The sequence below is a fragment of the Pleomorphomonas oryzae DSM 16300 genome (assembly GCF_000422965.1).
Lineage (GTDB): Bacteria > Pseudomonadota > Alphaproteobacteria > Rhizobiales > Pleomorphomonadaceae > Pleomorphomonas > Pleomorphomonas oryzae.
This window is the reverse complement of record NZ_AUHB01000003.1, coordinates 299,002-323,045: the sequence shown is the minus strand read 5'-3', so window position 1 is coordinate 323,045 and position 24,044 is coordinate 299,002. Positions and strand designations below refer to the sequence as shown.

At 62.1% G+C, this 24,044-nt stretch carries 23 protein-coding genes and 1 tRNA gene; 15 read left to right on the top strand and 9 right to left on the bottom strand.

Annotated features, from left to right (window positions below):
• Positions 1-3 precede the first annotated feature (3 nt).
• From G522_RS0106890 to G522_RS30475, 13 genes are all read left to right on the top strand, one after another.
• Positions 4-1,119, top strand: coding sequence for a carbon-phosphorus lyase complex subunit (locus G522_RS0106890; RefSeq protein WP_026790404.1), 1,116 nt, complete (start codon positions 4-6; stop codon positions 1,117-1,119).
• Positions 1,116-1,964, top strand: coding sequence for an alpha-D-ribose 1-methylphosphonate 5-phosphate C-P-lyase PhnJ (locus tag G522_RS0106885; protein ID WP_026790403.1), 849 nt, complete (start codon positions 1,116-1,118; stop codon positions 1,962-1,964). Before G522_RS0106890 ends, G522_RS0106885 begins: the two co-directional genes overlap by 4 nt.
• A complete protein-coding gene (phnK, locus tag G522_RS0106880) occupies positions 1,961-2,737 on the top strand; it encodes a phosphonate C-P lyase system protein PhnK (RefSeq protein ID WP_026790402.1) in 777 nt (258 codons plus the stop codon). Before G522_RS0106885 ends, phnK begins: the two co-directional genes overlap by 4 nt.
• 12 nt (positions 2,738-2,749) lie before the next feature.
• Positions 2,750-3,454: a phosphonate C-P lyase system protein PhnL gene (gene phnL, locus G522_RS0106875; protein ID WP_026790401.1), complete on the top strand. Its 705-nt coding sequence runs from the start codon at positions 2,750-2,752 to the stop codon at positions 3,452-3,454.
• Positions 3,451-4,065, top strand: coding sequence for a DapH/DapD/GlmU-related protein (locus G522_RS0106870; protein ID WP_026790400.1), 615 nt, complete (start codon positions 3,451-3,453; stop codon positions 4,063-4,065). Before phnL ends, G522_RS0106870 begins: the two co-directional genes overlap by 4 nt.
• Before the next feature lie 92 nt (positions 4,066-4,157).
• Positions 4,158-4,994 carry a phosphonate ABC transporter ATP-binding protein gene (gene phnC / locus G522_RS0106865; RefSeq protein WP_026790399.1) on the top strand — a complete coding sequence of 279 codons (837 nt, stop codon included), beginning with the start codon at positions 4,158-4,160 and terminating at the stop codon, positions 4,992-4,994.
• Between the two features lie 246 nt (positions 4,995-5,240).
• Entirely contained in the window at positions 5,241-6,146 is a 906-nt protein-coding gene (phnD, locus tag G522_RS0106860; RefSeq protein ID WP_026790398.1) for a phosphonate ABC transporter substrate-binding protein, read from the top strand.
• 62 nt (positions 6,147-6,208) lie between these two features.
• The gene (phnE, locus tag G522_RS0106855; RefSeq protein ID WP_026790397.1) at positions 6,209-7,156 is read left to right on the top strand and encodes a phosphonate ABC transporter, permease protein PhnE; all 948 of its coding nucleotides are present in this window, start codon (positions 6,209-6,211) and stop codon (positions 7,154-7,156) included.
• 12 nt (positions 7,157-7,168) lie between these two features.
• Positions 7,169-8,659, top strand: coding sequence for a phosphonate ABC transporter, permease protein PhnE (phnE, locus tag G522_RS0106850; protein WP_026790396.1), 1,491 nt, complete (start codon positions 7,169-7,171; stop codon positions 8,657-8,659).
• A gap of 17 nt (positions 8,660-8,676) precedes the next feature.
• Positions 8,677-9,816, top strand: coding sequence for an alpha-D-ribose 1-methylphosphonate 5-triphosphate diphosphatase (locus G522_RS0106845; protein WP_026790395.1), 1,140 nt, complete (start codon positions 8,677-8,679; stop codon positions 9,814-9,816).
• A gap of 32 nt (positions 9,817-9,848) precedes the next feature.
• On the top strand, positions 9,849-10,403 hold the full coding sequence (gene phnN, locus G522_RS0106840) for a phosphonate metabolism protein/1,5-bisphosphokinase (PRPP-forming) PhnN (RefSeq protein ID WP_245586605.1): 555 nt from the start codon (positions 9,849-9,851) through the stop codon (positions 10,401-10,403).
• A gap of 2 nt (positions 10,404-10,405) precedes the next feature.
• On the top strand, positions 10,406-11,089 hold the full coding sequence (locus G522_RS0106835) for a DUF1045 domain-containing protein (protein ID WP_036838349.1): 684 nt from the start codon (positions 10,406-10,408) through the stop codon (positions 11,087-11,089).
• A 124-nt stretch (positions 11,090-11,213) separates the two neighbouring features.
• Positions 11,214-11,660, top strand: a complete 447-nt coding sequence (locus tag G522_RS30475) for a DUF488 domain-containing protein (RefSeq protein WP_342663879.1) — start codon at positions 11,214-11,216, stop codon at positions 11,658-11,660.
• A gap of 39 nt (positions 11,661-11,699) precedes the next feature.
• On the opposite strand, the gene G522_RS0106825 is transcribed toward G522_RS30475, so the two are convergent.
• From G522_RS0106825 to G522_RS25935, 5 genes are all read right to left on the bottom strand, one after another.
• The gene (locus G522_RS0106825; RefSeq protein WP_026790391.1) at positions 11,700-12,710 is read right to left on the bottom strand and encodes an ABC transporter ATP-binding protein; all 1,011 of its coding nucleotides are present in this window, start codon (positions 12,708-12,710) and stop codon (positions 11,700-11,702) included.
• A 10-nt stretch (positions 12,711-12,720) separates the two neighbouring features.
• Positions 12,721-14,349, bottom strand: coding sequence for a glycoside hydrolase family 43 protein (locus G522_RS0106820; RefSeq protein WP_026790390.1), 1,629 nt, complete (start codon positions 14,347-14,349; stop codon positions 12,721-12,723).
• Positions 14,350-14,352: 3 nt separating this feature from the next.
• The gene (locus G522_RS0106815; protein WP_026790389.1) at positions 14,353-15,183 is read right to left on the bottom strand and encodes a carbohydrate ABC transporter permease; all 831 of its coding nucleotides are present in this window, start codon (positions 15,181-15,183) and stop codon (positions 14,353-14,355) included.
• Complete coding sequence (locus tag G522_RS0106810) at positions 15,180-16,154, bottom strand: carbohydrate ABC transporter permease (RefSeq protein ID WP_051228398.1); 975 nt, start codon at positions 16,152-16,154, stop codon at positions 15,180-15,182. The genes G522_RS0106815 and G522_RS0106810 overlap by 4 nt, the downstream gene beginning before the upstream one ends.
• A 104-nt stretch (positions 16,155-16,258) precedes the next feature.
• Positions 16,259-17,515: an ABC transporter substrate-binding protein gene (locus G522_RS25935; RefSeq protein ID WP_036838346.1), complete on the bottom strand. Its 1,257-nt coding sequence runs from the start codon at positions 17,513-17,515 to the stop codon at positions 16,259-16,261.
• Between the two features lie 265 nt (positions 17,516-17,780).
• Between G522_RS25935 and G522_RS25930 the strand changes: the two genes are divergently transcribed.
• Positions 17,781-18,980 (top strand): DNA-binding transcriptional regulator, encoded by a 1,200-nt coding sequence (locus tag G522_RS25930; RefSeq protein ID WP_210162897.1) that lies wholly within the window; start codon positions 17,781-17,783, stop codon positions 18,978-18,980.
• 33 nt (positions 18,981-19,013) lie between these two features.
• Here G522_RS25930 and G522_RS0106795 read toward each other — a convergent pair.
• The 4 genes from G522_RS0106795 to araD all read right to left on the bottom strand — a co-directional run bounded on the left by G522_RS0106795 (position 19,014) and on the right by araD (position 22,640).
• Positions 19,014-19,107, bottom strand: a tRNA-Ser gene (locus G522_RS0106795).
• A 180-nt stretch (positions 19,108-19,287) separates the two neighbouring features.
• On the bottom strand, positions 19,288-20,274 hold the full coding sequence (locus G522_RS0106790; protein WP_026790387.1) for an aldo/keto reductase: 987 nt from the start codon (positions 20,272-20,274) through the stop codon (positions 19,288-19,290).
• A gap of 194 nt (positions 20,275-20,468) precedes the next feature.
• Positions 20,469-21,875, bottom strand: coding sequence for an L-fucose/L-arabinose isomerase family protein (locus tag G522_RS0106785; protein WP_026790386.1), 1,407 nt, complete (start codon positions 21,873-21,875; stop codon positions 20,469-20,471).
• 63 nt (positions 21,876-21,938) lie between these two features.
• On the bottom strand, positions 21,939-22,640 hold the full coding sequence (araD, locus tag G522_RS0106780; protein WP_026790385.1) for an L-ribulose-5-phosphate 4-epimerase AraD: 702 nt from the start codon (positions 22,638-22,640) through the stop codon (positions 21,939-21,941).
• 378 nt (positions 22,641-23,018) lie between these two features.
• On the opposite strand from araD, the gene araC reads away from it, so the two are divergent.
• Positions 23,019-23,975, top strand: a complete 957-nt coding sequence (araC, locus tag G522_RS25925; protein WP_084632936.1) for an arabinose operon transcriptional regulator AraC — start codon at positions 23,019-23,021, stop codon at positions 23,973-23,975.
• The last annotated feature ends 69 nt before the right edge of the window (positions 23,976-24,044 follow it).

Sequence of the window (24,044 nt, the reverse complement as noted above, 5' to 3'; positions counted from 1 at the left end):
GCCATGTATGTCGCTGTCAAAGGTGGCGAGGCAGCCATCGAAAATGCCCACCGTCTCCTTGCCGATCGCCGCCGTGGTGATCGAGGCCTGCCGGCGATTACCGAGGCCCAGATCACCGAGCAGCTGTCGCTCGCCGTCGACCGGGTGATGGCCGAGGCCTCGCTCTATGATCCGGGCCTCGCGGCGCTCGCCATCCGGCAGGCGCGCGGCGATATGATCGAGGCGATCTTCATCCTGCGCGCCTATCGCACGACGCTACCGCGTTTCGGCACGAGCTTGCCGCTCGATAGCCGCGCCATGCGCATCGAGCGGCGCATTTCCGCCACTTACAAGGATCTGCCGGGCGGCCAGCTTCTCGGCCCCACCTTCGACTATACCCATCGCTTGCTGGATCCCACGCTGTTGGGCGATCCCGATATTCCCGATCCGGCTCATCGCGACGGCGGCCTGGGGGACCTCGCTCGCGTCTCGGACATTCTCGATGGCGAAAGTCTCATCGAGACGGAAGCCGACAACGGTGCTGAACCCGGCGACATCACGCGCACGCCACAGGAGTTTCCGCTATCCCGCGCCGAGCGTCTGCAGTCGCTTGCCCGTGGCGACGAGGGTTTCCTGCTGGCGCTCGCCTATTCCACCCAGCGCGGTTACGGCCGCAGTCATCCCTTCGTGGGCGAGATCCGCATCGGTCTTGCGACGGTGGAAATCGAAATTCCCGAACTCGGATTTTCGGTGGCAATCGGCGACGTGCGCGTGACCGAGTGCCAGATGGTCAACCAGTTCAAGGGATCGACCGAGCGGCCACCGCAGTTCACGCGCGGTTACGGCCTGGTGTTCGGCCAGAGCGAACGCAAGGCGATGGCCATGTCGCTGTGCGACCGGGCCCTTCGCGCCGCCGAATACGGCGAGGAGATAACCGCGCCGGCCCAGGACGAGGAATTCGTCATCTCCCATTGCGACAACGTCGAGGCGACCGGCTTCGTCGAGCATCTGAAGCTGCCGCACTATGTCGACTTCCAGGCTGAGCTCGGCCTCGTTCGCCGGCTGCGCGCCGCATGGCAGGAGCGCGGTGATTTGCCCGAGGCGGAGAGCGTTGAGCCCATCGGGGAGGCTGCACAATGAACGCCGTCACCTACAACTTCGCCTATCTCGATGAGCAGACGAAGCGAATGATCCGGCGCGCCATTTTGAAGGCGATTGCCATCCCCGGCTACCAGGTGCCATTCGCCGCTCGCGAAATGCCCATGCCCTATGGATGGGGAACCGGCGGCGTGCAGGTTACCGCCGCCGTGATTGGCCCCAAAGATGTGCTGAAAGTGATCGACCAAGGCACCGACGACACGACGAACGCCGTATCGATCCGCGCCTTCTTCCGGAAAGTGGCGGGCGTTGCTACCACGACGCACACGGCCGAGGCGACCGTCATTCAGACGCGTCATCGCATTCCCGAGCATCCACTCAAGGAAGGTCAGATCCTCGTCTATCAGGTGCCGATCCCCGAGCCGTTGCGTTTCCTCGAACCGCGCGAAACCGAGACGCGGGTGATGCACGGCCTCGAGGACTATGGCCTCATGCACGTCAAGCTTTACGAAGACATCGCCCATCACGGACGGATCGCTACGGCCTATGCCTATCCGGTGAAAATTGCCGGCCGCTATGTGATGGACCCGTCGCCCATCCCGAAGTTCGATAATCCGAAGATGACGATGAGCCCGGCATTGCAGCTGTTCGGCGCCGGTCGCGAGAAGCGCATCTACGCCGTGCCGCCTTACACGGACGTGAAAAGCCTCGACTTCGAAGACCATCCCTTCGAGGTGCAGACCTTCAGCGAACCCTGCGCCCTCTGCGGCGCCCGCAATGTCTATCTCGACGAGGTGGTGCTCGACGATCGCGGCGGGCGGATGTTCGTCTGTTCCGACACAGATAACTGCGAGAGCCGCCGCGATGAGACGGGAGCCCAATCATGACCGAAGCCCCCATTCTCGAGGTGCGCGATCTTGCCAAGCACTACGGTGCCCGCCTTGGCTGCACTGACATTTCCTTCGACCTCTGGCCGGGCGAAGTGCTGGCCGTGGTTGGCGAGAGCGGTTCGGGCAAGACCACGCTGCTCAACTGTCTGTCGACGCGGCTGACCGCCGACAGCGGCTCGGTCGTCTACGCCATGCGGGACGGCAGCCGGCGTGACCTGACGACCATGATGGAAGCCGAGCGTCGTTTCCTGATGCGCACCGACTGGGGGTTCGTGCATCAGAACCCAGCCGATGGCCTCAGGATGGGCGTTTCGGCCGGCGCCAATGTCGGCGAGCGGCTGATGGCCATCGGCGACCGGCACTACGGACGCATCCGCGACACGGCGCTTGACTGGCTTTCCCGCGTCGAAATCGCGGCCGATCGTATCGATGACGGCCCGCGCGCCTTCTCCGGCGGCATGCGTCAGCGCTTGCAGATCGCCCGCAATCTCGTCACCGCGCCGCGTCTCGTCTTCATGGACGAACCAACTGGCGGCCTCGACGTGTCTGTGCAGGCGCGTCTTCTCGATTTGATGCGCAGCCTTGTCCGCGACCTCGGCCTGTCGGTGATCATCGTGACGCATGATCTCGCCGTCGCCCGTCTGCTCAGCCACCGGATGATGGTGATGAAGGATGGCCGCGTCATCGAGGAAGGACTGACCGATCGTGTCCTCGATGATCCGCGCGAGCCTTACACCCAGCTTCTCGTTTCCTCCATTCCGCAAGCCTGATCGGAGACCGCCATGCTGCCGCTTCGCGTGCGCGACATCGCCAAGACATTCGTCATGCATCTGCGCGGCGGCCTCCGCTTGCCGGTGTTTTCCAATGTCTCCTTCGAGGTCGGCACCGGCGAATGCCTGGTGCTCGGCGGCCCATCGGGCGTTGGCAAAAGTTCTATTCTTAAAATGCTTTACGGTAACTACGGTGTCGACGCCGGCGAGATCCTGGTCGCCCATGCCGGCCGGCCGGTGGACCTTGCAAAAGCGTTGCCGCGCGAGGTTCTCGACGTGCGTCGCCTCACTCTCGGTTACGTCAGTCAGTTCCTGCGAGCCATTCCGCGTGTCCCGGCTCTGGAGGTGGTGGCCGATCCACTGATTGCCCGCGGCACAGACAAAGCCGAGGCGCTGGAGCGTGCCGAGGCGGCGCTGGCCCGGCTCAACCTGCCGAGCGAACTCTGGAGCTTGCCGCCGGCCACCTTTTCAGGCGGCGAACAACAGCGGGTCAACATCGCCCGCGGCTTCATTTCCGACCATCCCATCCTGCTGCTCGACGAACCGACCGCCTCGCTCGATGCTGCCAACCGCGCCGTCGTCGTCGACATGATCGAGGAAAAGAAGGCGGCCGGTACGACACTGGTCGGCATCTTCCACGACGAGGATGTACGCGACCGCGTGGCGAGCCGCATCGTTGATGTGTCTCGCTACTCGGAGCGAAAGGCTCGCCAATGACTCGCCTGTCGGAAACACCGCTCATCCATCCGACCGCCGGTGTCGAGGCGAGCCAGCTTGGGCGCTACACTGAGATCGCCGAGGGCTGCCGCATCAGCGAACTGGAACTTGGCGACTATTCCTATATCGAACGCGACGGCATGGTCTGGTGCGCCACGATCGGCAAGTTCGCCAATATCGCGGCGGCCGTTCGCATCAATGCGACGCGACATCCGATGCAGCGGGCGAGCCTCCACCACTTCACCTATCGGGCCGGCGACTATTGGGATGACGCCCAGCACGAGCAGGACTTCTTCGCCTGGCGGCGCGACAACCGCGTCCACATCGGCCACGATGTCTGGATCGGTCATGGCGCTACCGTTTTACCGGGCATTTCCATTGGCAACGGTGCAGTCGTTGGCGCCGGTGCGGTGGTGAGCCGGGATGTGCCTGCCTACACCATCGTGACCGGCGTACCGGCACGCCCCCTCAAACGGCGCTTTTCAGAAGATATCGCCGGTCGGCTGGAGGCGCTTGCCTGGTGGGATTGGAAGCATGAACAACTTCGGGCTGCGCTCGAAGATTTTCGTGAACTCGACGTCGAGTCTTTCTTGGAAAAATACAAACATTAGACGGTTTAATATTCGGTTGTACACGAAAGTGACATCCGCCAAGCGTAACCTTAAGTCCATACAAAATATAACCAGGCAGGGCGTCCGGAGAAATGTTCGAAATTCGCAATCTATCGCGTCACTTCGGGACCAAGGTCGCCGTCGATGAGGTCAGCGTTTCGATCCCCGAAGGACAGATGGTCGGTGTCATCGGTCGTTCCGGCGCCGGCAAGTCGACGTTGCTCCGGATGATCAATCGGCTCGCCGATCCGACGTCCGGGTCGATCCGCTACGGCGATATCGAGATCGCTTCGCTGAAGGGCGAAGCGTTGCGCCGGTGGCGGCGCGACTGTGCCATGATCTTCCAGCAGTTCAATCTGGTGCCGCGCCTCGACGTGCTGACCAACGTGCTGCTCGGCCGTCTCAATCACCGTTCGACAGCGCTTTCCATCATGAACCTTTTCAGCCGCGACGAGCGCATCATGGCCATCGCGGCGCTGGAGAGGCTTGGTATCGAGCAGACGGCGCTGCAACCCGCGGGCACGCTCAGCGGCGGTCAGCAGCAGCGCGTCGCCATCGCTCGCGCTCTGATGCAGGAGCCGCGCGTCATCCTTGCCGACGAACCGATCGCCTCGCTGGATCCTCTCAACGCCAAGGTGGTGATGGATGCGCTCGCCGATATCAACCGCCGTGACGGCATCACCGTGATTACCAACCTCCATACCCTCGATACGGCGCGTACCTATTGCCAGCGCGTCATCGGTATGGCCGAGGGGAGGGTAGTGTTCGACGGTCCGCCGTCCGACCTGACGGCGGAAACGGTCCGCCGCATCTATGGCGCCGAGGATGACTTCGACGAGCGGATGACGTCAACCTCGCTCGTTCCGCATTGGGTGCCGACGCCGGAGGCGATGGCCGGCCTCACCATGCAAGCCGCTGCCGCCATCTAGGGCAATTTCAGCAAAAGTGGGAACCTGTTCGCGTCCGAAATTGCGATGAAACAAAGAGCTAGAGTGTTTTCTGCGAACCAGAGGTCGTCGGAAACGCCCTGAGGCCAGCCAGTTCCGAGAACCAAGCTTCGAGCGCGTGAGACCGACTACCGGTTTCGCGGAGCGATCCTGCGCGCTCGTCTGCCCGCGCTATTGGCGCAGTACGACCTCCGACCGGCGGGGCCGGCGGAACCAGGAGTGAGACGGATGTTGAAGAAGATTCTGTTTGCCGCAACCGCCCTCGTCGCGCTCGCCGGCGCCGCCGCTGCCGAGGAGATCAAGGATTTCCGCATCGGCATTCTGGGCGGCGAGAACGAGGCGGATCGCCTGCGCAACTTCAAGTGTCTGCAGGATAAGCTGCCGGCCGTCCTTGGCGTCGAAAAGGTGTCGCTGTTCCCGGCCGCCGATTACGACGGCGTCATTCAGGGCTTGCTCGGCGGCACGCTCGACGAGGCCGAACTCGGCGCCTCCGGCTATGCCAAGATCGCCCTGGCCAATCCGGATGTCGTCGCGCCGGTGCTGACCACGGTCCAGACCGACGGATCGACCGGCTACTACTCGATCATGGTCGCCCGCAAGGACAGTGGCATCAAGACGCTCAAGGACCTCAAAGGCAAGAAGCTCGGCTTTGCCGATCCGGATTCCACCTCGGGTTATCTGGTGCCGACGGTCACCTTGCCCGACGCCATCGGCGCGCCGATCAAGGACTACTTTGCCTCGACCGGCTTCGGCGGCGGCCACGAAAACCTCGTGCTCGAAGTGTTGAAGGGCACCTTCGACGCCGGCACCACCTTTGGCTCGGGCGTCGGCGAATTCAAGGACGGCTACACCTCCGGCAATCTGCGCAAGATGGTCGAGAAGGGCATGCTCAACATGGATGACATTGTCGAGCTGTGGAAGTCGCCCCTCATTCCCAACGGTCCGATCGTCGTTCGCAATGCGCTGCCGAACGAAATCAAGACCAAGTTCGTCGCCTTCATGAAGGATCTGCCGAAGACCGACGCGGCCTGCTTCTCGGCCATCGAGGGCGGCGACTTCAAGGCTTTCACCGACGTGACGCCGGACTTCTATAAGACCATCGTCGCCGCCCGCAAGGCGGCCATCGGCGGCTGATCGCTGTTCGTTCCGGACCGGCCGGAATCCTCCGGCCGGCCCTATCCCAAACCGGATCAGCCATGCCGATGAGACTTTCCGACCGCGCCACACTCATGGAACGCCACTGGCAGGCCCAGGCGCGTATGCGGCGACTTTACTCCGTCCTCGGCATTGGCGGGCTGATCGTCACGGTCGCGCTGTCGCTGTGGTTCGCCAACGAGGCCAACGCTGGCAAGTTTTTCGACCGGTTGCCGCATTTTCTGGATTTCACCGGCGACCTGGTGCCGCGCGACTGGCTTGAAGTGGGGCGCGCCATGTTCGACCTGCCATCGCCCTATGACGATGGTAGCCTCAAGTACAACTATCCGGAAGGGCGGACCTATCTCACGTCGGCCTTCTACATTCCCGAATACATCGACCAGATGGCAATCACGCTCAACATCGCGCTGCTGTCGACGGTGATCGGAACCCTCTTCGGTAGCGTGCTGTCATTTTGCGCTGCCAGCAACATGATGTCGAACCGGCTGGTCCGCTGGCCAGCCCGTCGGTTCATGGAAATCCTGCGCGCCTTTCCCGACGTGGTGGTCGCCGGCTTCTTCCTGTCCTTTTTGACGGTCGGGCCGATACCAGCCATCGCGGCGGTATCGATCCACAGCATAGGCGCGCTCGGCAAGCTGTTCTTCGAGGTGGTGGAAAACGCCGACATGAAGCCCGACGAGGGCCTTAGAGCCGTCGGCGGGAACTGGATCGAGCGTGTCCGCTTCGCCATGCTGCCGCAGGTGCTTCCCAATTTTGCCAGCTACTTCCTTCTCCGCCTTGAGATCAACGTGCGTGCCTCGACCATTATCGGCGCCGTCGGCGGTGGTGGCATCGGTGAGCTTCTGCGCCTGTCGATCAGTCAGAACCACGGCGCCAAGACCATCGCCATCGTCATCCTGCTGTTTGGCACCATCGTCGCTGTCGACCAGTTCTCCGCCTGGCTGCGTCGAGGCTTGGTCGGCCGCGATGCCTTCCTGCCGGCGACCTGAGGAGGCCCACCAATGCTGACCCTCACTGCCGACCAATATGTCTCCATCGCCGCTCGCCATCCCCATGTGGTTCAACCGCGCTTTTGGACGGTATGGCGCATGCCGGCGCTGGCCGCCGCCACTGCGGTTTATCTCCTGTTCTGCTGGTGGGTGTTCGGCATCGGCCAAGTGCTCGCCAACACCAACTGGCAGATTGCCGGCTCCTACCTCATTCAATGGGTGACCTACGAATATCGGCCAACCATCTCGATCGACCGAGATGGTGCCATGGCCGTGACCTTTCCGCGCTTCGACCCGATCGGCCCCAACCCGAAACCGGACTGGATGACCGTCGAGCACACCACGATGGAGCGTCGCATTGCCGCGCCGACGCCGGCTGGCGCGACGACGGGCGGCTTCATGCCCGGCGGCAGTTTCATGGCGCCGGGGACTGCACCGGTTGCTCCCGCCACGGAACCTACTGTCCGTGTTGAAGAGGTGGTAAAGCGCGCCGAAGTACGCTTCTCGGCCGATGCCCGCCTCGTTGCCACCCCCGACCGGATCGTCGTTGAGAGGAAGGGCGAGATGCTGGTCGTGCCGCTCGGCACGGGTGACAACGTACGGCCGGCCGGGCCGTTGCCGGCTTGGGCGGAGCAAAAGCGGGCAGGGGATCGCATCATCGTCGCCTTCGGTCTTGCCGGCTGGGCGCAGATCGATGGCGGCTCGGTGGTCATTCATCGGCGCTTTCCCGGTTGGGCCAACTTCATTTTCGATACCAATTCGGCTTTCTTCGGCAAATCATCGAGCGAGGTTCTGCATCTGCTCATCTCTGGCGATCGTCTCGATCCCACCCGCAGCAACTTCGCTGTCGCGATCGACGATTTCCTGCACAATCCGTCTTGGCAGCATCTCGATGTGTGGACCAAGCTGCTTGAAACCGTCGTCATGGCCTTCATCGGCACGCTGTTCGCAGCGATCGTAGCGTTTCCGCTCAGTTTCATCGCCGCTCGCAATATCACGCCCAGTTGGCTGGCCAACCAGACGGCGAAGCGCTTCTTCGACTTCCAGCGATCCGTCGATATGCTGATCTGGGCCTTGTTTTTCACCCGCGCTTTCGGCCCCGGTCCGATCTCCGGCATGGCGGCCATCTTCTTCACCGACACCGGCTCGCTCGGCAAACTGTTCTCGGAAGCGCTGGAGAACATCGACGGCAAGCCACGCGATGGGCTGACGTCGGTGGGTGCCACGCCGATCGCCGTGCAGCGCTTCGGCGTCCTGCCGCAGGTGCTGCCGGTCTTCGTCAGTCAGACGCTCTACTTCTGGGAATCCAACACCCGCTCGGCCACCATCATCGGTGCCATGGGGGCTGGCGGTATCGGCCTCAAATTGTGGGAGGCGATGCGCACCCACACAAACTGGCCCAACATTTTCTACATGGTGATCCTGATCATCGGCACCGTGTTCATCTTCGACACCATTTCCAATGCACTGCGCAGCCGGCTGACCGGCGGGGCGCAGCTCTGATGAGAAGAAGACCTGATATGACCGACGCTTGCGATTTTGAGATTTGCAATGCCAACCTCGTCTTGGAGGATCGCGTCGTCACCGGTGGCGTGATTGTCCGCAATGGTCGGATCGCCGAGGTGACGGAGGGGCCGGCGCGGAGTGGCATCGATTTCGGCGGCGACTATCTCATTCCAGGTCTTGTCGAACTGCACACCGACCATCTGGAAGTGCATTACGCGCCGCGGCCTGGTGTGCGCTGGGACACGATTGCCGCCATCCAGGCACACGACGGCCAGGTAGCGACGGCTGGCATCACCACGGTGTTCGATTGCCTGCGCATGGGCTCCGACGAGGACGGTGGCTTTGCGCCGGGCGAGATGCGGGCACTCGCCGATGCGCTCCACGAGGGGCGCGATCAGGGGCGCTTTCGTGCCGACCATCTCATCCATTTGCGCTGCGAAGTGTCGGCTCCGGATATGCTCGCCGACTACGAAGCCTTCCATAACGACCCCCTGGTCCATCTCGCCTCGGTAATGGATCATTCGCCCGGCCAGCGTCAGTTCCAAAACCTCGATCAGTACACGCTCTACTATCAGAAAAAACGCGGCCTCTCCGATGAGGCCTTCGCCGCCTTTGTCGCCAAAAGGCAGGAAGCTTCCGCGCGCCATTCCGGTCCCAACCGGGAGGCTGTGGCCGCCGATTGCCGGGTGCGTGGCATCGCGCTGGCCAGCCACGACGATGCGACCATCGACCACGTCGCTGAATCGGCCAGCCATGGTATCCGCATCGCCGAGTTTCCGACCACCATGGAGGCCGCCCGCGCCTCGCATGTCGCAGGCATCTCCGTGCTGATGGGCGCGCCCAACATCGTGCGTGGCAAATCCCATTCGGGCAATATTGCCGCTGGCGATCTTGCCGAGGCCGGCGTGCTCGACGTTCTGTCGTCTGATTACGTGCCGATCAGTCTGATCCACGCGCCCTTCGTTCTCGCCGACAACGGGATCGATCTTTCGCGCGCCATTGCCATGGTCACGGCCACGCCGGCCCGAAGCGTCGGGCTTGCCGATCGCGGCCGCATAGCGGCCGAGCTGCGCGCAGACCTGGTCCGCGTCCATCGTCAGGAAGGTGTGCCGGTGGTGCGAGCGGTCTGGCGCGAGGGGCGGCGGGTGGCGTGATGGACGGACCCGATACCGCGCCGAGCGGGTGCATGATCGTCGTCGTCGGTCCATCTGGGGCCGGCAAGGACAGTCTGATGGAGCTGGCAGCCACCTGTCTTGCCCGGCGGTCCGATATCGTCTTCGTGCGGCGGATGGTAACGCGGGCTGGCGATGCCGGCGGCGAGGCGCACCAACCGATAAGCCACGATGAGTTCGAGGCAACGGCCGCCGCGGGCGGATTCGCCGTATCCTGGCGCGCGCACGGTCACGGTTATGGCATTCCCGCACCGACGATCGAGGCGATACGTGCCGGCCGCTGCCTTGTCGCCAACGGTAGTCGTACCGCGCTCGCCGATTTCGCCGCCATCTATCCCACGCTTGCGGTGATCCAGGTTACCGCCGACCGCGAGTGCCTCATTGCCAGGCTCACGGCGCGCGGGCGCGAAACGGCGGCTGAGATCCGCGCTCGTGTCGACCGCCCGAAACCATCGTTGCCGGTCGGACTAACTGTTTATACCGTCGACAACAGCGGTGATCTCTCGGAGGCTGGGCGACGCTTTGCCGAACTGGTCGAAGCGATCGCCGACCGTCACGCCCGAGGATGACCATGCAGCACCATGCTCGCTACGCGCTTTACTACGCTCCGTCGGTCGATCATCCGCTGACGCGCACCGCAGTACGCTGGCTCGGTCGCGACGCTTTTGGCGGCCGGGTGCCGGCGCGAACCTTGCCTCCGGCCTGGGAGCCGCTGGTCACCGATCCGCGCCGCTATGGCTTCCATGCGACGCTGAAACCACCGATGCGCCTCAAGCCGGACCTCCATTCGTGGGATCTGCAGGCCGCCGCCAGTGATTTCGCCCGGCGGCAGCCGCCGCTCGACATTGGGCGTCTCAAGGTGGCGCGCATCGGCAGCTTCTTCGCGCTGGTTCCCGAGGAGGCGCCCGCCGCGCTGGGAGTGCTCGCCGATGCCGTGGTATCTGAGTTCGACCGTTTTCGGGCACCGATGGGATCTGAGGAATTCGCTCGTCGCAACAAGCCCAACCTCGACGCTCTTGAGGTCGAGAACCTCAAGACGTGGGGCTATCCCTATGTCTTCGAGCGATTCCGCTTCCATATGTCACTGACCGGTCCGGTGCCGGAAGAGCTGCGAGCAGTGGTTGGCGATCACCTGACCGAGCTATTCGCCGACAGCCTGCGTCAGCCGGTCGTTATCGACGCGCTCACCTTATTCATGGAAGAAGTGCCGGAGGCTGAGTTCGTTGCACTGTCGCGCGCCGAGTTCGGCGGTTAGGTTTGATTGTCGACACCGGAGAGTGGTATCGACCGTCGGAAGAATCTCGACCCTGTTGAAAAGATCGACGGCTTCTCAAGATCGTTCGTGCCGCCTGATCGCCCGTGGTGTCGGTCCTCGCCTGATGTCATGGTCTCACGCGTTGATGCCGGCTGGAATTTTCAAGCTTGGCATAATCGGCCTCGTAAAGTGCGAAGGTGCTCTCATGGCTCGGTTTCCTCTCGTCGTGGCAAGGGTATACGACCCCCTGGAATCGATGATCGGAGCACGCCTGCTGGTGGATAGGCTCTGGCCTAGAGGAATATCAAAGGAGCGTCTTCGCCCCGACGATTGGCCCAAAGAGGTGACGCCCAGCACCGCTTTGCGCAAATGGTTCCACGCCGGCTCCGGCGGCTGGGCGGAATTCCGCGAGCGTTATGAGGCCGAGCTTGCTACCCATCCGACTGAGGTCGAACAATGTGTCGACTGGTGCCGCAAGGGACCGGTCACCTTGCTGACGGCCGCTCAGGATCCCGAACAAAGCCACGCAGCAGTCCTCCGCGACTGGATGGACGCGAGGCTCAAATCGTAAGTTCCAGCTTCCTATCCAGTGTTGGCTGGGGCGGTCGGTCTACTCGCTGACGGCACAAGCCCGCCCGTCGGCGTCGAAGCCATGAGACGTGTTTGCCCGCGGGGCAAGACCGATGGTCTCTCCACCAACGAACGCAGCATCCCCGATCGCCCGGACCGTCAGGCGACCGGTCCCTGGCACGTCCACGTAGAGATAGGTGTCGCTGCCGAGCCTTTCGCTGAACTGTACCCTACCGGTCCAATGGGCGCCGGAGGTGACAATGTCGATATGCTCGGGCCGGACGCCGAAGGTGGATACCTGGCGGTGGGTGGCATAATCGCCGGTGATGAAATTCATCTTCGGCGAGCCGATGAAACCGGCAACAAACAGCGTTTTGGGTTGGTTGTAGAGCTCGAGCGGGCTGCCGACCTGCTCGATACGCCCTTTGTTCAGCACGACGATCTGGTCGGCGAGCGTCATGGCCTCGACCTGGTCGTGGGTGACATAGACCATGGTGGCGCCCAGCCGCTTGTGCAGCTCGGCAAGCTCTACTCTCATCTGCGTCCTGAGTGCGGCATCGAGGTTGGAGAGCGGCTCGTCGAACAGGAATACCTTGGGCTCGCGTACGATGGCGCGGCCGATGGCAACCCGTTGGCGCTGTCCTCCAGACAGTTCGCCCGGTTTACGGTCGAGCAACGTGTCGAGCTGCAGCGTCGCCGCTGCCTCATGTACCTTGCGCGCGATCTCCGCCTTCGGCTTGCCTGCCATCTTGAGACCGAAGCCGATGTTCTGCGCCACGTTCATATGGGGATAGAGCGCGTAGGACTGGAAAACCATCGCGATACCGCGCTCGGTCGGCCGAGCGAAGGTGACGTCCTTGCCATCGATTTCCAGAGTTCCATCGCTAATATCTTCAAGACCGGCAGCGAGCCGCAGCAGGGTCGATTTGCCGCAGCCCGACGGGCCGACGAAGACGGTGAACGAACCGTGGGGGATGAAGAGCGAGACGTCCGGAATCACCTCCACGGCGCCGAAGGTCTTGTTCACATGTTTGAATTCGAGCGTTGCCACGGTCGGTTCCTTACGCGTCGAGATCGCGGTAGCGGAAGTAGGCGAAGTCGGCTGGCATGGCCTGGCCGCTCATGTCGTTGGCGGACATGCCGACGAACGCCCCGGTAAAGTTGGCGTGCTCGCCGGCCCCGCATTCGTCCGACAGGATCGAGGCATCGAGGATGCCTCCGACCTGCTTCCAATCGTCCGACCCGGTTGCGTAGAAGAAGATCAGCGTCGTCGTCCGCACCTCTACCTTGAGGCGCACCGGCTTGCCGGCCGGTACGGGGACCGGTTCGGCGAGCCCGATTGTGGTCTGTCCACCGCCCTGCGTGCCGTTGCAGGAGATGACCTGCAGGCAGGTACCGACCTGCTGATCGAAGGTCAGCGCCAGATAGTGGTAGGCGAAGCGGTTGTAGTAGGCCACGAGGCCGGCAAGCTGCATGTGGATCTGTGGGTCGGCATGGACCTCGGTTTCCGCATCATAGGCAAAAGCGGTCTGACGACGGGCGACCAGCGCCTGCTCGTACCACGAACCAATCGCTTCGCGCCCGAAGAGGCGCAGAAAGCCGGGCCGATCGGCAAGGGAGAAGAGACGCTCTCCGTAGGGGGTGCGCAGCCACTGGAAATCCTTCGGCAGACCGGCATCCGGCAAGAAGCGGGACTCTTCCGGTGCAGCAGGGAAGGGGTGGGCCGGCACGTCGGGCGCCTCGACCTTCAGCTTTGGCGTCAGCTTGCCGCCGGCAATCCGTGGCCAGCCGTCGGCGCCCCATTCGATCTTCTGGATCGCCGTTTCGCGGCCAAGCGGGCAGCGGCGCAATCCGGCGATCGGCCGGCCGGTGAGATGGACGAGATAGGTTTCGCCGGCGGGTGTGTCCACGAGGTCGGCGTGGCCGGCTCGCTGCAGCGGAGCCGTCGGATTGCCGCGTGCCGTGACGACATAGGTATCCGGATGGAGCTCATAGGGGCCTTCGAGGGTACGCGATCGCCCCATCGTTGCGACGTGGTTATATCCGGTACCCCCCTCGGCAACCATGATGTAATACCAGCCATCCCGGCGATAGAGATGCGGACCTTCGGTCAACCCTGCCGGGGTTCCCTTGAAGATGTTGGTGATCGGTCCCTTCAGTTTCCTTTCCGCGACGTCGTATTCCTGGCAGGCAATGCCGGCAAAACTGTTGTCTCCGGGAAAGCGCGGCGGGCGACCACGATAGTCCCACCACACATTGACGATCCACTTGCGACCGTCATCGTCGTGGAAGAGCGACGGATCGAAGCCAGACGAATTGAGGTAGATGGGGTCCGACCACGGCCCCTCGATCGAGGGCGCCGTGACGAGGTAATTGTGCACGTCCTTGACCGAGCCATCGCGACGCTTCATGTCGCTGAAAACAAGCCAGAACAGGCCGTCGGCGTAGGTCAGGCAGGGTGCCCAGACGCCGCAGCTGTCCATCTCGCCACGCATGTCGAGTTGGCTCGGCCGGTTCAGCGGCCGACAGACCAGATCCCAGTGTATGAGATCGCGCGAATGGTGGATCTGCACGCCGGGAAACCACTCGAAGGTTGAGGTGGCGATGTAGTAGTCGTCGCCGGCGCGGCAGATCGACGGATCGGGGTTGAAACCTTTGAGGATGGGATTGGTGATAACAGGACGGGACATTTCTCAACCCTTGACCGAGCCGCGCGTAAGGCCGGCCACGATGTATTTCTGAGTGAAGGTGAAGAAGACGAGCGCTGGCAGAATGGTCAGCGACACGAAGGCAAGGATGCGGTTCCATTCGACGATGAACTCACCGCGGAACTGCATGATGCCGAGCGGCCAGGTGAACAGCGATTGCTCGTTGAGCACCACCAGCGGCAGTAGGTAGTTGTTCCAACTCTGGACGAAGACGAAGGTGCCGACGGTGGCGAGAATCGGCGTCGACAATGGCAACGTGAAGCGGAAGAAGAAGCCCACATAGCCGCAGCCATCGACGTAGGCTGCTTCGAACAGCTCCTTGGGCAACTGCTGGAAGAAGCTCCTGAGCAGGATGACCGCGAAAGCCATGGAGAAGGCGGTCTGCGGCAGGATGATGCCGAGTGGATTGTCGAGCAGACCGAAGCGGTTGATCTGAAAGAACAGCGGCACGATGGCGGTCGCGAAGGGGAACATCATCCCCAGGAGCATGTAGGACTGCAGGTAACGCGAGCCGAAGAAGCGGATTTGCGCGAAGACATAGGCCGCCATGGAGGCGCACAACAGCGTCAGCACCACCGCCGACAGCGAGATCACCAGCGAGTTGCGCAGATAGGTCCAGAACACCGGACCGGTCAGAATGTCGATGAAGACATCGAAACTCCAGTGTGAGGGGAAGCCGAAGGGGGCTGCCCTGAGCTCACCCAGCGTCTTGAATCCACCGAGGAAGGTTGCAAGCAGCGGCAGGATGACGAGCGCGGCGATGAAGGTGAGGAAAGCTGCGCGCAAAAGCTGCGAGAGGAGGCTGCTGCGCTTCATAGCTGGCCTCCCTTGTCGATCGCCAGGCGCTTGTAGCTGAAGGCCGTGCCGACGCAGAGGATGAACAGCACCACGCCGACGGCGGCCCCGAAGCCGACGTTCATGCGGGCGAGGCCGAAGGTGTAGAGGAAGCTGACGATCGAATGGGTGGAGTTCGATGGCCCCCCATTGGTGAGCGGGATGATGATGTCGAACACCTGCAATGCGCCGGTGATGGCGAAGAGCACGCTGAGCTTGATGGCGTGCAGGATCATCGGCAGCTTGACGTACCAGATGGTCTTGAGCGGACTGGCGCCATCAATCTCCGCCGCCTCGATCAGGTCGGTCGGAACCGCCTGCAGCGCGGCGATGAATATCATCATGTGGTAGCCGAAATACTTCCACACGACGACGGTAATGATGGTCCAGAACGCCCATTGCTTGTCGGCGAGGATATAGAAGGGTTCGCTGCCGAGCTTGTCGGCCACCATTGCCGAGACGCCGTAGTCGCCGTCGAAGATGAAGCTCCAGATCAGGCCGGTGGCGATTTCGGCCAGAATATAGGGGGCAAAGAAGATAAGGCGAAAGGCGGTATTGGCCGACGTCTTGCGGTAGAGCAGCAGCGCCAAGACGAGAGCCAGCGGAATCTGCAGAAAAATCGAAGCCAGCAGCAGCTTGAACGAATTGAACAGCGACTGATGAAAGATCGAGTTCTTCAGGAGGATGCCGTAATTATCGAAGCCGACGAAGTTGGTGACATCGCCGTAGCCGTTCCATTTGTAGAAGCTGAGGTCGACCGCGGTGAAGATCGGCCAAATCACGAACAGACTGAAAAGAAGAACGGCCGGCGGCAGGAACAGCATCAGCGCAGTCAAACTACCGTCTGAACGCATGCGTGAAAAGCCGCTCGGTCGCCGCCGTGCGCCAGAAGGCGCCGCGGGATGGGTGGAGGTCATGGACAAGTCTTTTCGTAATCGGTCGGCGAGCGACATGAAGAGCGCCGGCAGGAACGGGCTCTAGACCGAACCCGGAGGCAGTCGCACCCGGAGGAACAACCTTGGCGGTTCCCCCGGATGCACTTGCCGGTGAGCGTGGATCAGTGCATCTGGTGCGCTTCCTCGACCATCTGCGCCGCCTCGTCCGGTGAGATGTCGCCAGTCGCAAGTTCGGCAGAGGCGTCATTCATCGCCGCTCCAACGTTGGCGCCGAGCTCCTGGTCGAGATAGAGCTGATGGTGTGGGGCAGCCGCGAGAAGGTTGGCAATGGCCTTGACGTTGGCGTTCCTGATGCCCGCGTCGGCGCCTTTCACGATCGGCAGCCAGAGATCCATGCCCGCGCTGACGGTCTGATTGTCGAGGTTCATCAGGCTGGCGAGGAACTTGGAAGCGGCCGGCGTGGCGTTCTTGGACACCAGCCAACCGTTGATGCCGCCAAATGTATCCGCCGGATCTCCCTTGCCGCCTGTGATCACCGGGAAGGGGATGAACCCAAGCTTGTCGTCGCTGATGCCCTGACCGGACGTGGAATTGCGCTTCTGCGCCCCGATCATGTAGTTGCCGGCCAGAATGAAGGCGCCGCGACCGTCGCCGAACAGGCCGCCGGCCTTGGAGTTGTCCGTGTCCATGAACCCGGGCTGGAAGGGCTGGAGATCGGCGAGCTTCTTGAACTCTTCGCCGGCCTTCACGAAGTCCGGTCCGGCAAGGCCATCGTTCTCACCGGCCTTGGCGGCCGCGATACCGTCGACGCCGGCGATGCGGGTGGCGAGATAGCCATAGTAGTGTTGAAGCGGCCATTTGGACTTGCCGCCGACGACGATGGGCGTAATCCCCGCGTCCTTGATGGTCTTCACCGCCGCAAGGAAATCGTCCCACGTCTTGATGGTCGTGGGATCGACGCCGGCCTTCTGGGTCAGCTCCTTGTTGTAGAACAGGACGACGACGCCAGCATACATCGGAAGGCCATAGAGCTTGTCATTGTAGGTGAGCGCCTTGATGCCGCCGGGGGCGAAGGTGTCGAGCGTCTTCTTGTCGACCTCGCCGGAGATGTCCTTGAGCACGCCGGCATCGGCCTGCTCATGAAAGACGCCGCCGGTCCAGGTGTAGAAGATGTCCGGTCGGGCCGAGGACTGCAGCAGCGTGGGCAATTTGGATTTGAATGACGTGTCGTCGAGATAGTCGAATTGAATCTTGATGTCGGGGTTGGCTTTTTCGAATTTTTCGATCGCCGAAGCGTAAAAATCACGCCCCTCTTTCACATTTGGCTCGATCGAAAGAACTTTGACAGTCTCAGCGAGGACAGGAGCCGAAGCGAACATCCCCACTGCAAGCACAGCAAGTACTGCATACCTTTTCATTTTTCTTCCTCCCTTTCGACGCGCGCCCCAGCCAAACGAAAATACGATCGTTTACGAAGCTTCCCTCTCGGCGCGAACCGGATAGGGCGGACGTTAATGGAGGCGGTTTGCAAATCGGGATTATGTTTTTTTATAATCCAGTCCAGACCGGCAATTTTTTCAGACGAGGTAGACCATTTGCTCAGTGCGGGGAGGGCGTACAGGAGCCACGTTGAACACAATGGCGGCTTAATCGGGAAGGGTCACAAGCACGATGGCGGCGGGAGTGAATTCGTTTCGCGTGGCATTGATGCTGAAGGCGAAGGGAGCCTACGGCCGAAGCGTGGTCGCCGGCGTCAGCGATTATGTTCAGTCGACACGGGTAATGTGGGATTTCCTGCTGTTCGAGGATTTCCGTGGGGCGATCAGCAGCATTGGCGACTGGTCGGGCGACGGCATCATCGCCGACTTCGACGATCCTGAGTTCGAACGCCTGTTCAGCCAGAGCCGGTTGCCGGTCGTGGCGGTCGGCGGATCCTACGAACGAACGGCCGACTATCCGAACAACGTTCCCTATGTCGCCACCGACAATTTCGCCCTTGTCTCGGCAGCCTACGACCATCTGGTCGAGATGGGGCTGCCCCACTTTGCCTTCTACAGCCAACCGCCGGCTCCAACCAATCGTTGGGCGCAGCAACGGGAGGCAGCTTTCTGTCGGATATGCCGCCGGGACGGCCTCGATCCACTGCTATTCGAAGGGCACTTCAACGATGGTCTCGACTGGGACAGCATTCTCGGTGAGCTCATCGATTGGCTCACTGGCCTACCGAAACCGGTTGGCGTGATCGCGGTGACCGACGCTCGGGCACGACAAGTCCTGCAGGCCTGCATCATGGCCGGAATCGCCGTACCCGAGGAGGTGGCGCTGGTTGGCATAGATGACGATCAGCTCCTGAGGATGCTGGCCCGCATACCGATCAGTTCCGTCCGTCAAGGCACGCGCGAAATGGGCCGGATCGCAGCGGAGATGCTGCATCGTCGACTGATCGGTGACCGACTGGAGCAGACACGCATTCTCGTGCCGCCAAAGGGCCTCAACGCGTTGGCTTCGTCTCGCCACCAGCCAACTTACGACCCCTACATCATGCGAGCGCGCCACTACATTCGCCAGTTCGCCGCCCAAGGGGCGAAGGTAGCGCAGGTGGCGGCCTATGTCGGCGTATCGCGAGCGACGCTCGACATGCATTTCCGCAAAGCCTTCGGCTGGACCGTGCACGACGACATGCTCGCCTTTCGGCTCGAGCGCGCCCAGCAAATGCTGGCCGATCGCCGGCTGTCATTGGCCGAGGTGGCCGCTCGCGGCGGCTTCACGTCGCTGCCTTACATGTATGCCGTGTTCCGGCGCGAACTCAACTGCACGCCAACCGAGTTCCAGGCAACGCTACCTGTCCCCACCTTCGCCGAGACGACAGGATCCGGGCTTTGAAAGCCATGCACTCGGAAGATCAAAGATAGAAAGTGGCGGAGCCGGAGGGATTCGAACCCTCGGTACGGGTTTAAGCCCGTACGCCGGTTTAGCAAACCAGTGCCTTCAGCCTCTCGGCCACAGCTCCGTTGCGAAGTTGTCTAGAGATTCTGCGGCACTGGGTCAAGCCCCGGCGGCATCCGTTCCGCACATGCTTTTCGCAAGCCGGTCTGTTTCGGGCAACAATTGCGACAGCTCCAAGACCTGAAGGCAAACGGCGGAAATCGCTAGGATTTCCGCCGAAAGCAATGGAGTTGCCTGGGATCGTTTACCAGCGCTGGTGGACGTGCGGAGCAACGAGACGGGCGTAGATTTCGCGCGTTGCTGCCATCACGTCGGCCGGGATGGCCGGAAGGTCCGAGGCGGCGGCATTGCCGCGTGCCTGTTCGGCGTTGCGGGCGCCCGGAATGACGACGCTGACGGCATCGGCCATCAGGATCCAGCGCAGCGCAAAGGCGGCCATGCTCTGGCCGACCGGCACCAGCTGGCGAATCTCCTCGACGGCCTGAAGGCCCACCTCGAAGGGCACGCCGCCGAACGTCTCACCGACGTCGAACGCCTCGCCATGACGGTTGAACAGACGGTGATCGTCGGCGGCGAATTTCGTCTGCGCAGTGATCTTGCCCGAGAGCAGGCCGGAGGCCAGCGGCACGCGAACAATGACGGCGACTCCGCGCCTCTTGGCTTCCTCGAAGAACAGCCTGTCAGGCCGCTGGCGGAAGATGTTGTAGATGATCTGGATCGAGACGACGCCGGGATATTCGATCGCCTTCAACGCCTCCTCGACCTTTTCGACGGAGACGCCGTAGTTGCGGATCTTGCCCTTGGCCTTGATCGCCTCAAGTCCCTGGAACAGGGCAGGGGTATAGAGCACTTCGGTCGGCGGGCAATGAAGCTGCACGAGGTCGAGCGTTTCGACGTCGAGGTTGGCAAGGCTGCGGTCGATAAAGGCTTCGATATTCTCCGGCGTATAGCCGGCGGCAACGTGCGGGTTGAGGCGCCGGCCGGCCTTGGTGGCAACATAAGGGCGCTTGCCCTTCCACTCCTTCAACACCGAGGCAATGATTTTCTCTGAACGGCCGTCGCCGTAGACATCGGCGGTGTCGATGAAGGTGACGCCCGCCTCGAGCGCCGCTTCGAGGGCAGCCCTGCCGTCGGCCTCGGTGACCTCGCCCCAGGCCCCACCGATCTGCCAGGCGCCGAAGCCAATGTCGGACACGTCGACCGGCAGGCGGCCGAATTTGCGATACTGCATGACTTTTCTCCCCGAATAATTGGCCTTTGGGCTTTGATTTCGAGGAGCGATTAATGCCGTTCGGGCTCTTTGGCGCAAATGGTTTCTGACGATGGCCGGCATCGCTTCCGGAGATCACCGGCCGAACCGTGCACACAAACAAAAGGGCCGGCTTTCGCCGGCCCAGTTCCGCTTGCTTGGGAGGAGCGGTCGTCTCAGACCTCGACGTACTGGATGCCGACGAGTTCGCAATAGGCCTTCCACTTGGCGCGGGTATCGCCGAGGTGCAGGACCTGATGGTGCGTGCCGCCGTTCTTCAGCCAGCCATTGAGGCATTCCCTCACGCCGGTGACCGGCTTGAAGAAGAAGTAAGGCATCTCGACGGTGGGCAGTTCCTCGGTGTCGAGGATTTCGCCCTGTGACACGACGAGGCGATACTTGTCAGCGCCGAGCGAGACGAGGCTGACCAGCGTGGCCGGGCCGGGTTCGCCCTGGAACAGGACGGTCGGCGGATTGTCGAGACCACCGATGCCGAGCGGACGATCGATCAGGCGCGGCTTCTTGTCCTTGCGGGCGATCTTCCAGTTGCCTTCGCCCATGTGGCTCTGCAGAGCCGCATCGAGCTCGAAGTCCATGGCGTACATTTCGGTGAACTGAGGATCGGCCTGTAGCGCGCGGGCGGCGACCATCAGCGAGGCGCAGTTGGTGTCGCCCTCGGCGGCGTAGCCGTAGCCATCGGCCATTAGGTTCGAGGCGGCCATCATGTGGGTCTGCTTGAAGCGACCGTCGAGGCCGATCTCGTTGAAATAGAGCGAGAAGGCGTCGTATTCACCGGCCTCGAGCACCTTGGTGAGGGCGACCTGGATCTTGGCGGCCTCCTCAAGCTGCGGCTGGGTCAGCTTCGGATCCATGTCGAAGTTGGCCTTGCAGTAGGCGATGACGGCCTGGATCTCCTGGGTGTTGACCTTGTCCATCTCGGCTGCCACCGGGCCCATGCCGATATGGTCGACCTGCGGGCCGATGACGCGCATGAAGGTGTGCGGGTCGGTCAGGATGTCGCCCATGCCCGGCATGCGGCCGAACACGGCGACCTTGGTCTTCTTCATGACGGCGACGGCATGGGCCGACGAGGCGAACACGTCGAAAGCCTTGACGAACTCGGCATCCTTCCAGTCGCCCGACCAGACAGAGAACTGCTTGCCGAGGTGGATCAGCGAGTTGGCCGTATCCTGAACGCCGTGGACGCCCTGGTTATAGGTGAGGTCGGCCATGTCCCACGACTTGGTGACGCGGGGTTCCGGCTGAATGTTGGCCAGGAACAGCGGCGTCGACACATCGCGGAAGGCATTGACGAGGCGCAGACCCGGACCGTAGGTCAGGTTGACGATCATGATGCCGTCGACTTCCTCGGCGGCGAAGATCTTGAGCACTTCCTCGATGTCTTCACGGCAACGAGCCGCCTTGGGGAACAGCACGTCGGCAACGCCGGTCAGGCGGGCCGAAACCTCACGGGCATAGCCTTCCTGCCGCTTGGTGATGCCCGGCAGCGTGTTGTCGTAGAGTTCCTGCATGATGCCGAGGAAACCGATCTTCGGCTTCCGCGTGATGTCCTTGAGCGACATTTCCTTGCCTCCTAGAAAATTGTTGTCCTTGCCTTATTCGCCTTCATGAATACGAGGCGACGATCAGGCCTTCTTCTGGCCGTACCAGGCCCCAGGGCCGTGCTTGCGCTGGTAGTGGTATTCCGAGACATATTCCTCGACCGGGCCGGCGTTGGGCGCGAGCATCACGGTGGTGGTGGCGATGCGGGCGATCTCTTCGAGGAAGACGGCGTTGAGCACCGAGTCCGGAGCGTTCTTGCCCCAGGTGAACGGGCCGTGCCCGGCAACCAGCACCATCGGCTTGGCAAGTGGATTTTCATTGCCCAGACGCCGGACAATGGCCTCGCCGGTATTGCCTTCGTAGTCCGACGCGACTTCCTCGGCGGTAAGCGGCGCCGTCATCGGCACTGGCCCGTGGCAATAGTCGGCGTGCGTGGTGCCGAAGCAAGGGATTTCCTTGCGGGCCTGCGCCCAGGCGACGGCGTAGGCCGAGTGCGTGTGGGTGACGCCGCCGATGGTCGGGAAGGCCCGGTAGAGCACCAGATGAGTCTTGGTGTCGGTGGAGGGGTTGAGGTCGCCCTCGAGTACCTTGCCGTCGGCAAGGTTGACAACCACCAGCTTGTCGGGGGTCAGCTTATCATAGGAGACGCCCGACGGCTTGATGACGATGTAGCCCTTTTCGCGATCGATACCCGAGACGTTACCCCAGGTGTGAACGACGATCTTGCGACGGTCGAGCTCGAGATTGGCCTCGCAGACCTGTTCGCGGAGTTCCTTGAGTTTCATAGGTTGCTGCCTCCAGCATGAGTCTTTCCACAGGCCGCGAGTCATGACACGGCCAGCAGGCTAGATAGCTCAACGATGAGCGTCGGTCTCGGTATAAGCGCCGAGTTGCGGGCGACGCTTACGTACTCCTCACTTGATGACTACGGATCCCAGCCAGCTTCACGGGGTGGCGGCGCACCCGATGGCGCTCCAACAACATGCCACGTGATTTCGCTTAAGCGTTAGCCGCGATGCGGACGAATTTCGCTTCTCATGCGAAATGTCCAGCCTCTTCCTCCTTGTCGGCGAGGGAAACCAAGCCGCTGTTATTGCTCATTTTGATTGCGAGGATTATAGTGCGCGCCATCTGCTTCCCAAAGGGCTAATCCAGCTTTTTACATGGACGATACTGCCACACCCCTTTCCGCTCCGGCCCAGGTCGAAAGCGTCATTCGCCGTTTGTCTCTCTTGCAGACTGAGGGTCAGACGTCGGCTGACCCCTTTGTGGCGCCGCTGTTCCCCGGCTTCCATTTTGACACCCGACTTGTCGCGGGCATTACGCCGATCGAGCGGGGTGGTCCTCTGGACTTTCGCATTGAACGCCCCGAGGGCATGCGCGGCTGGATCGTCAACCTAACCGTCAAAGGCAGCGGCGAGGTTTTCGATGGCGAGAACCGCTTCACGGTTGAGCCGGGTGATCTTGTGCTGTTCCCCCCGGGGGCGATCCACGATTACGGTCGGGCACCCGGAGCGTCGGAGTGGTGGCACCGGTGGATTTATTTCCAGCCACGCGCCTTCTGGAGCGGCTGGTTGTCTTGGCGTGGAGTGCACGGGGCGTTCTTCGTGCAGCGGGTCGAAGACAAGTCGCTGGTGGCGACGCTGGAGACATTGTTCGGTGAAGTGGCGAGTTGGTCGGCCAATACCGACCTTCTTTCCATGGAACTCGCCATGAATCTCTTGGAAAGGGTCATTCTGCTTTGCGCCAAGAATGACCGGGCCACGGCGCCGCCGGGCCACTTCGACCAGCGCCTGCTGATGGCTTGCAAGTTCGTCACTGACAATCTGCATCGCCCACTTTCCGTGGCGGAAATCGCGCAGGCGGTCTGCCTGTCGCCGTCGCGCCTTGCTCATCTGTTCACTCAGACGCTGGGACGATCGATCCTGAAATGGCGCGAAGAACAGGTGATCCAGTTCGCCTGCCATCTTCTCCTGGTCACGCCGAGCCCGGTAAAGCAGATTGCCGCTCAAGTCGGCTATGAGGACCCGCTCTATTTCAGCCGGGTGTTTCGCCGCTATACCGGATGCAGTCCGAAGGCGTTCCGAGCCGAGCACGGACGGATACAAGGGTTGCCCTAAGGTAAATTCGATCGGTCGCGAGGCCAGCTCCGCTGCCGTCGAGGCTGCGGAAATCCGCTGTCATACGCA

Coding starts and splice junctions, on each gene's coding strand:
- G522_RS0106810 (WP_051228398.1), bottom strand. CDS start 16,154: ATGTCGCTCGCCGACCGATTACGAAAAGACTTGTCCATGACCTCCACC.
- G522_RS0106870 (WP_026790400.1), top strand. CDS start 3,451: ATGACTCGCCTGTCGGAAACACCGCTCATCCATCCGACCGCCGGTGTC.
- G522_RS0106890 (WP_026790404.1), top strand. CDS start 4: ATGTATGTCGCTGTCAAAGGTGGCGAGGCAGCCATCGAAAATGCCCAC.
- phnN (WP_245586605.1), top strand. CDS start 9,849: ATGATCGTCGTCGTCGGTCCATCTGGGGCCGGCAAGGACAGTCTGATG.
- phnL (WP_026790401.1), top strand. CDS start 2,750: ATGCTGCCGCTTCGCGTGCGCGACATCGCCAAGACATTCGTCATGCAT.
- G522_RS30475 (WP_342663879.1), top strand. CDS start 11,214: ATGTCATGGTCTCACGCGTTGATGCCGGCTGGAATTTTCAAGCTTGGC.
- phnC (WP_026790399.1), top strand. CDS start 4,158: ATGTTCGAAATTCGCAATCTATCGCGTCACTTCGGGACCAAGGTCGCC.
- phnE (WP_026790396.1), top strand. CDS start 7,169: ATGCTGACCCTCACTGCCGACCAATATGTCTCCATCGCCGCTCGCCAT.
- G522_RS0106790 (WP_026790387.1), bottom strand. CDS start 20,274: ATGCAGTATCGCAAATTCGGCCGCCTGCCGGTCGACGTGTCCGACATT.
- G522_RS0106820 (WP_026790390.1), bottom strand. CDS start 14,349: ATGTCCCGTCCTGTTATCACCAATCCCATCCTCAAAGGTTTCAACCCC.
- G522_RS0106785 (WP_026790386.1), bottom strand. CDS start 21,875: ATGTCGCTCAAGGACATCACGCGGAAGCCGAAGATCGGTTTCCTCGGC.
- araD (WP_026790385.1), bottom strand. CDS start 22,640: ATGAAACTCAAGGAACTCCGCGAACAGGTCTGCGAGGCCAATCTCGAG.
- phnE (WP_026790397.1), top strand. CDS start 6,209: ATGCCGATGAGACTTTCCGACCGCGCCACACTCATGGAACGCCACTGG.
- phnK (WP_026790402.1), top strand. CDS start 1,961: ATGACCGAAGCCCCCATTCTCGAGGTGCGCGATCTTGCCAAGCACTAC.
- G522_RS0106815 (WP_026790389.1), bottom strand. CDS start 15,183: ATGAAGCGCAGCAGCCTCCTCTCGCAGCTTTTGCGCGCAGCTTTCCTC.
- G522_RS0106845 (WP_026790395.1), top strand. CDS start 8,677: ATGACCGACGCTTGCGATTTTGAGATTTGCAATGCCAACCTCGTCTTG.
- G522_RS0106835 (WP_036838349.1), top strand. CDS start 10,406: ATGCAGCACCATGCTCGCTACGCGCTTTACTACGCTCCGTCGGTCGAT.
- G522_RS0106885 (WP_026790403.1), top strand. CDS start 1,116: ATGAACGCCGTCACCTACAACTTCGCCTATCTCGATGAGCAGACGAAG.
- phnD (WP_026790398.1), top strand. CDS start 5,241: ATGTTGAAGAAGATTCTGTTTGCCGCAACCGCCCTCGTCGCGCTCGCC.
- araC (WP_084632936.1), top strand. CDS start 23,019: ATGGACGATACTGCCACACCCCTTTCCGCTCCGGCCCAGGTCGAAAGC.
- G522_RS25935 (WP_036838346.1), bottom strand. CDS start 17,515: ATGAAAAGGTATGCAGTACTTGCTGTGCTTGCAGTGGGGATGTTCGCT.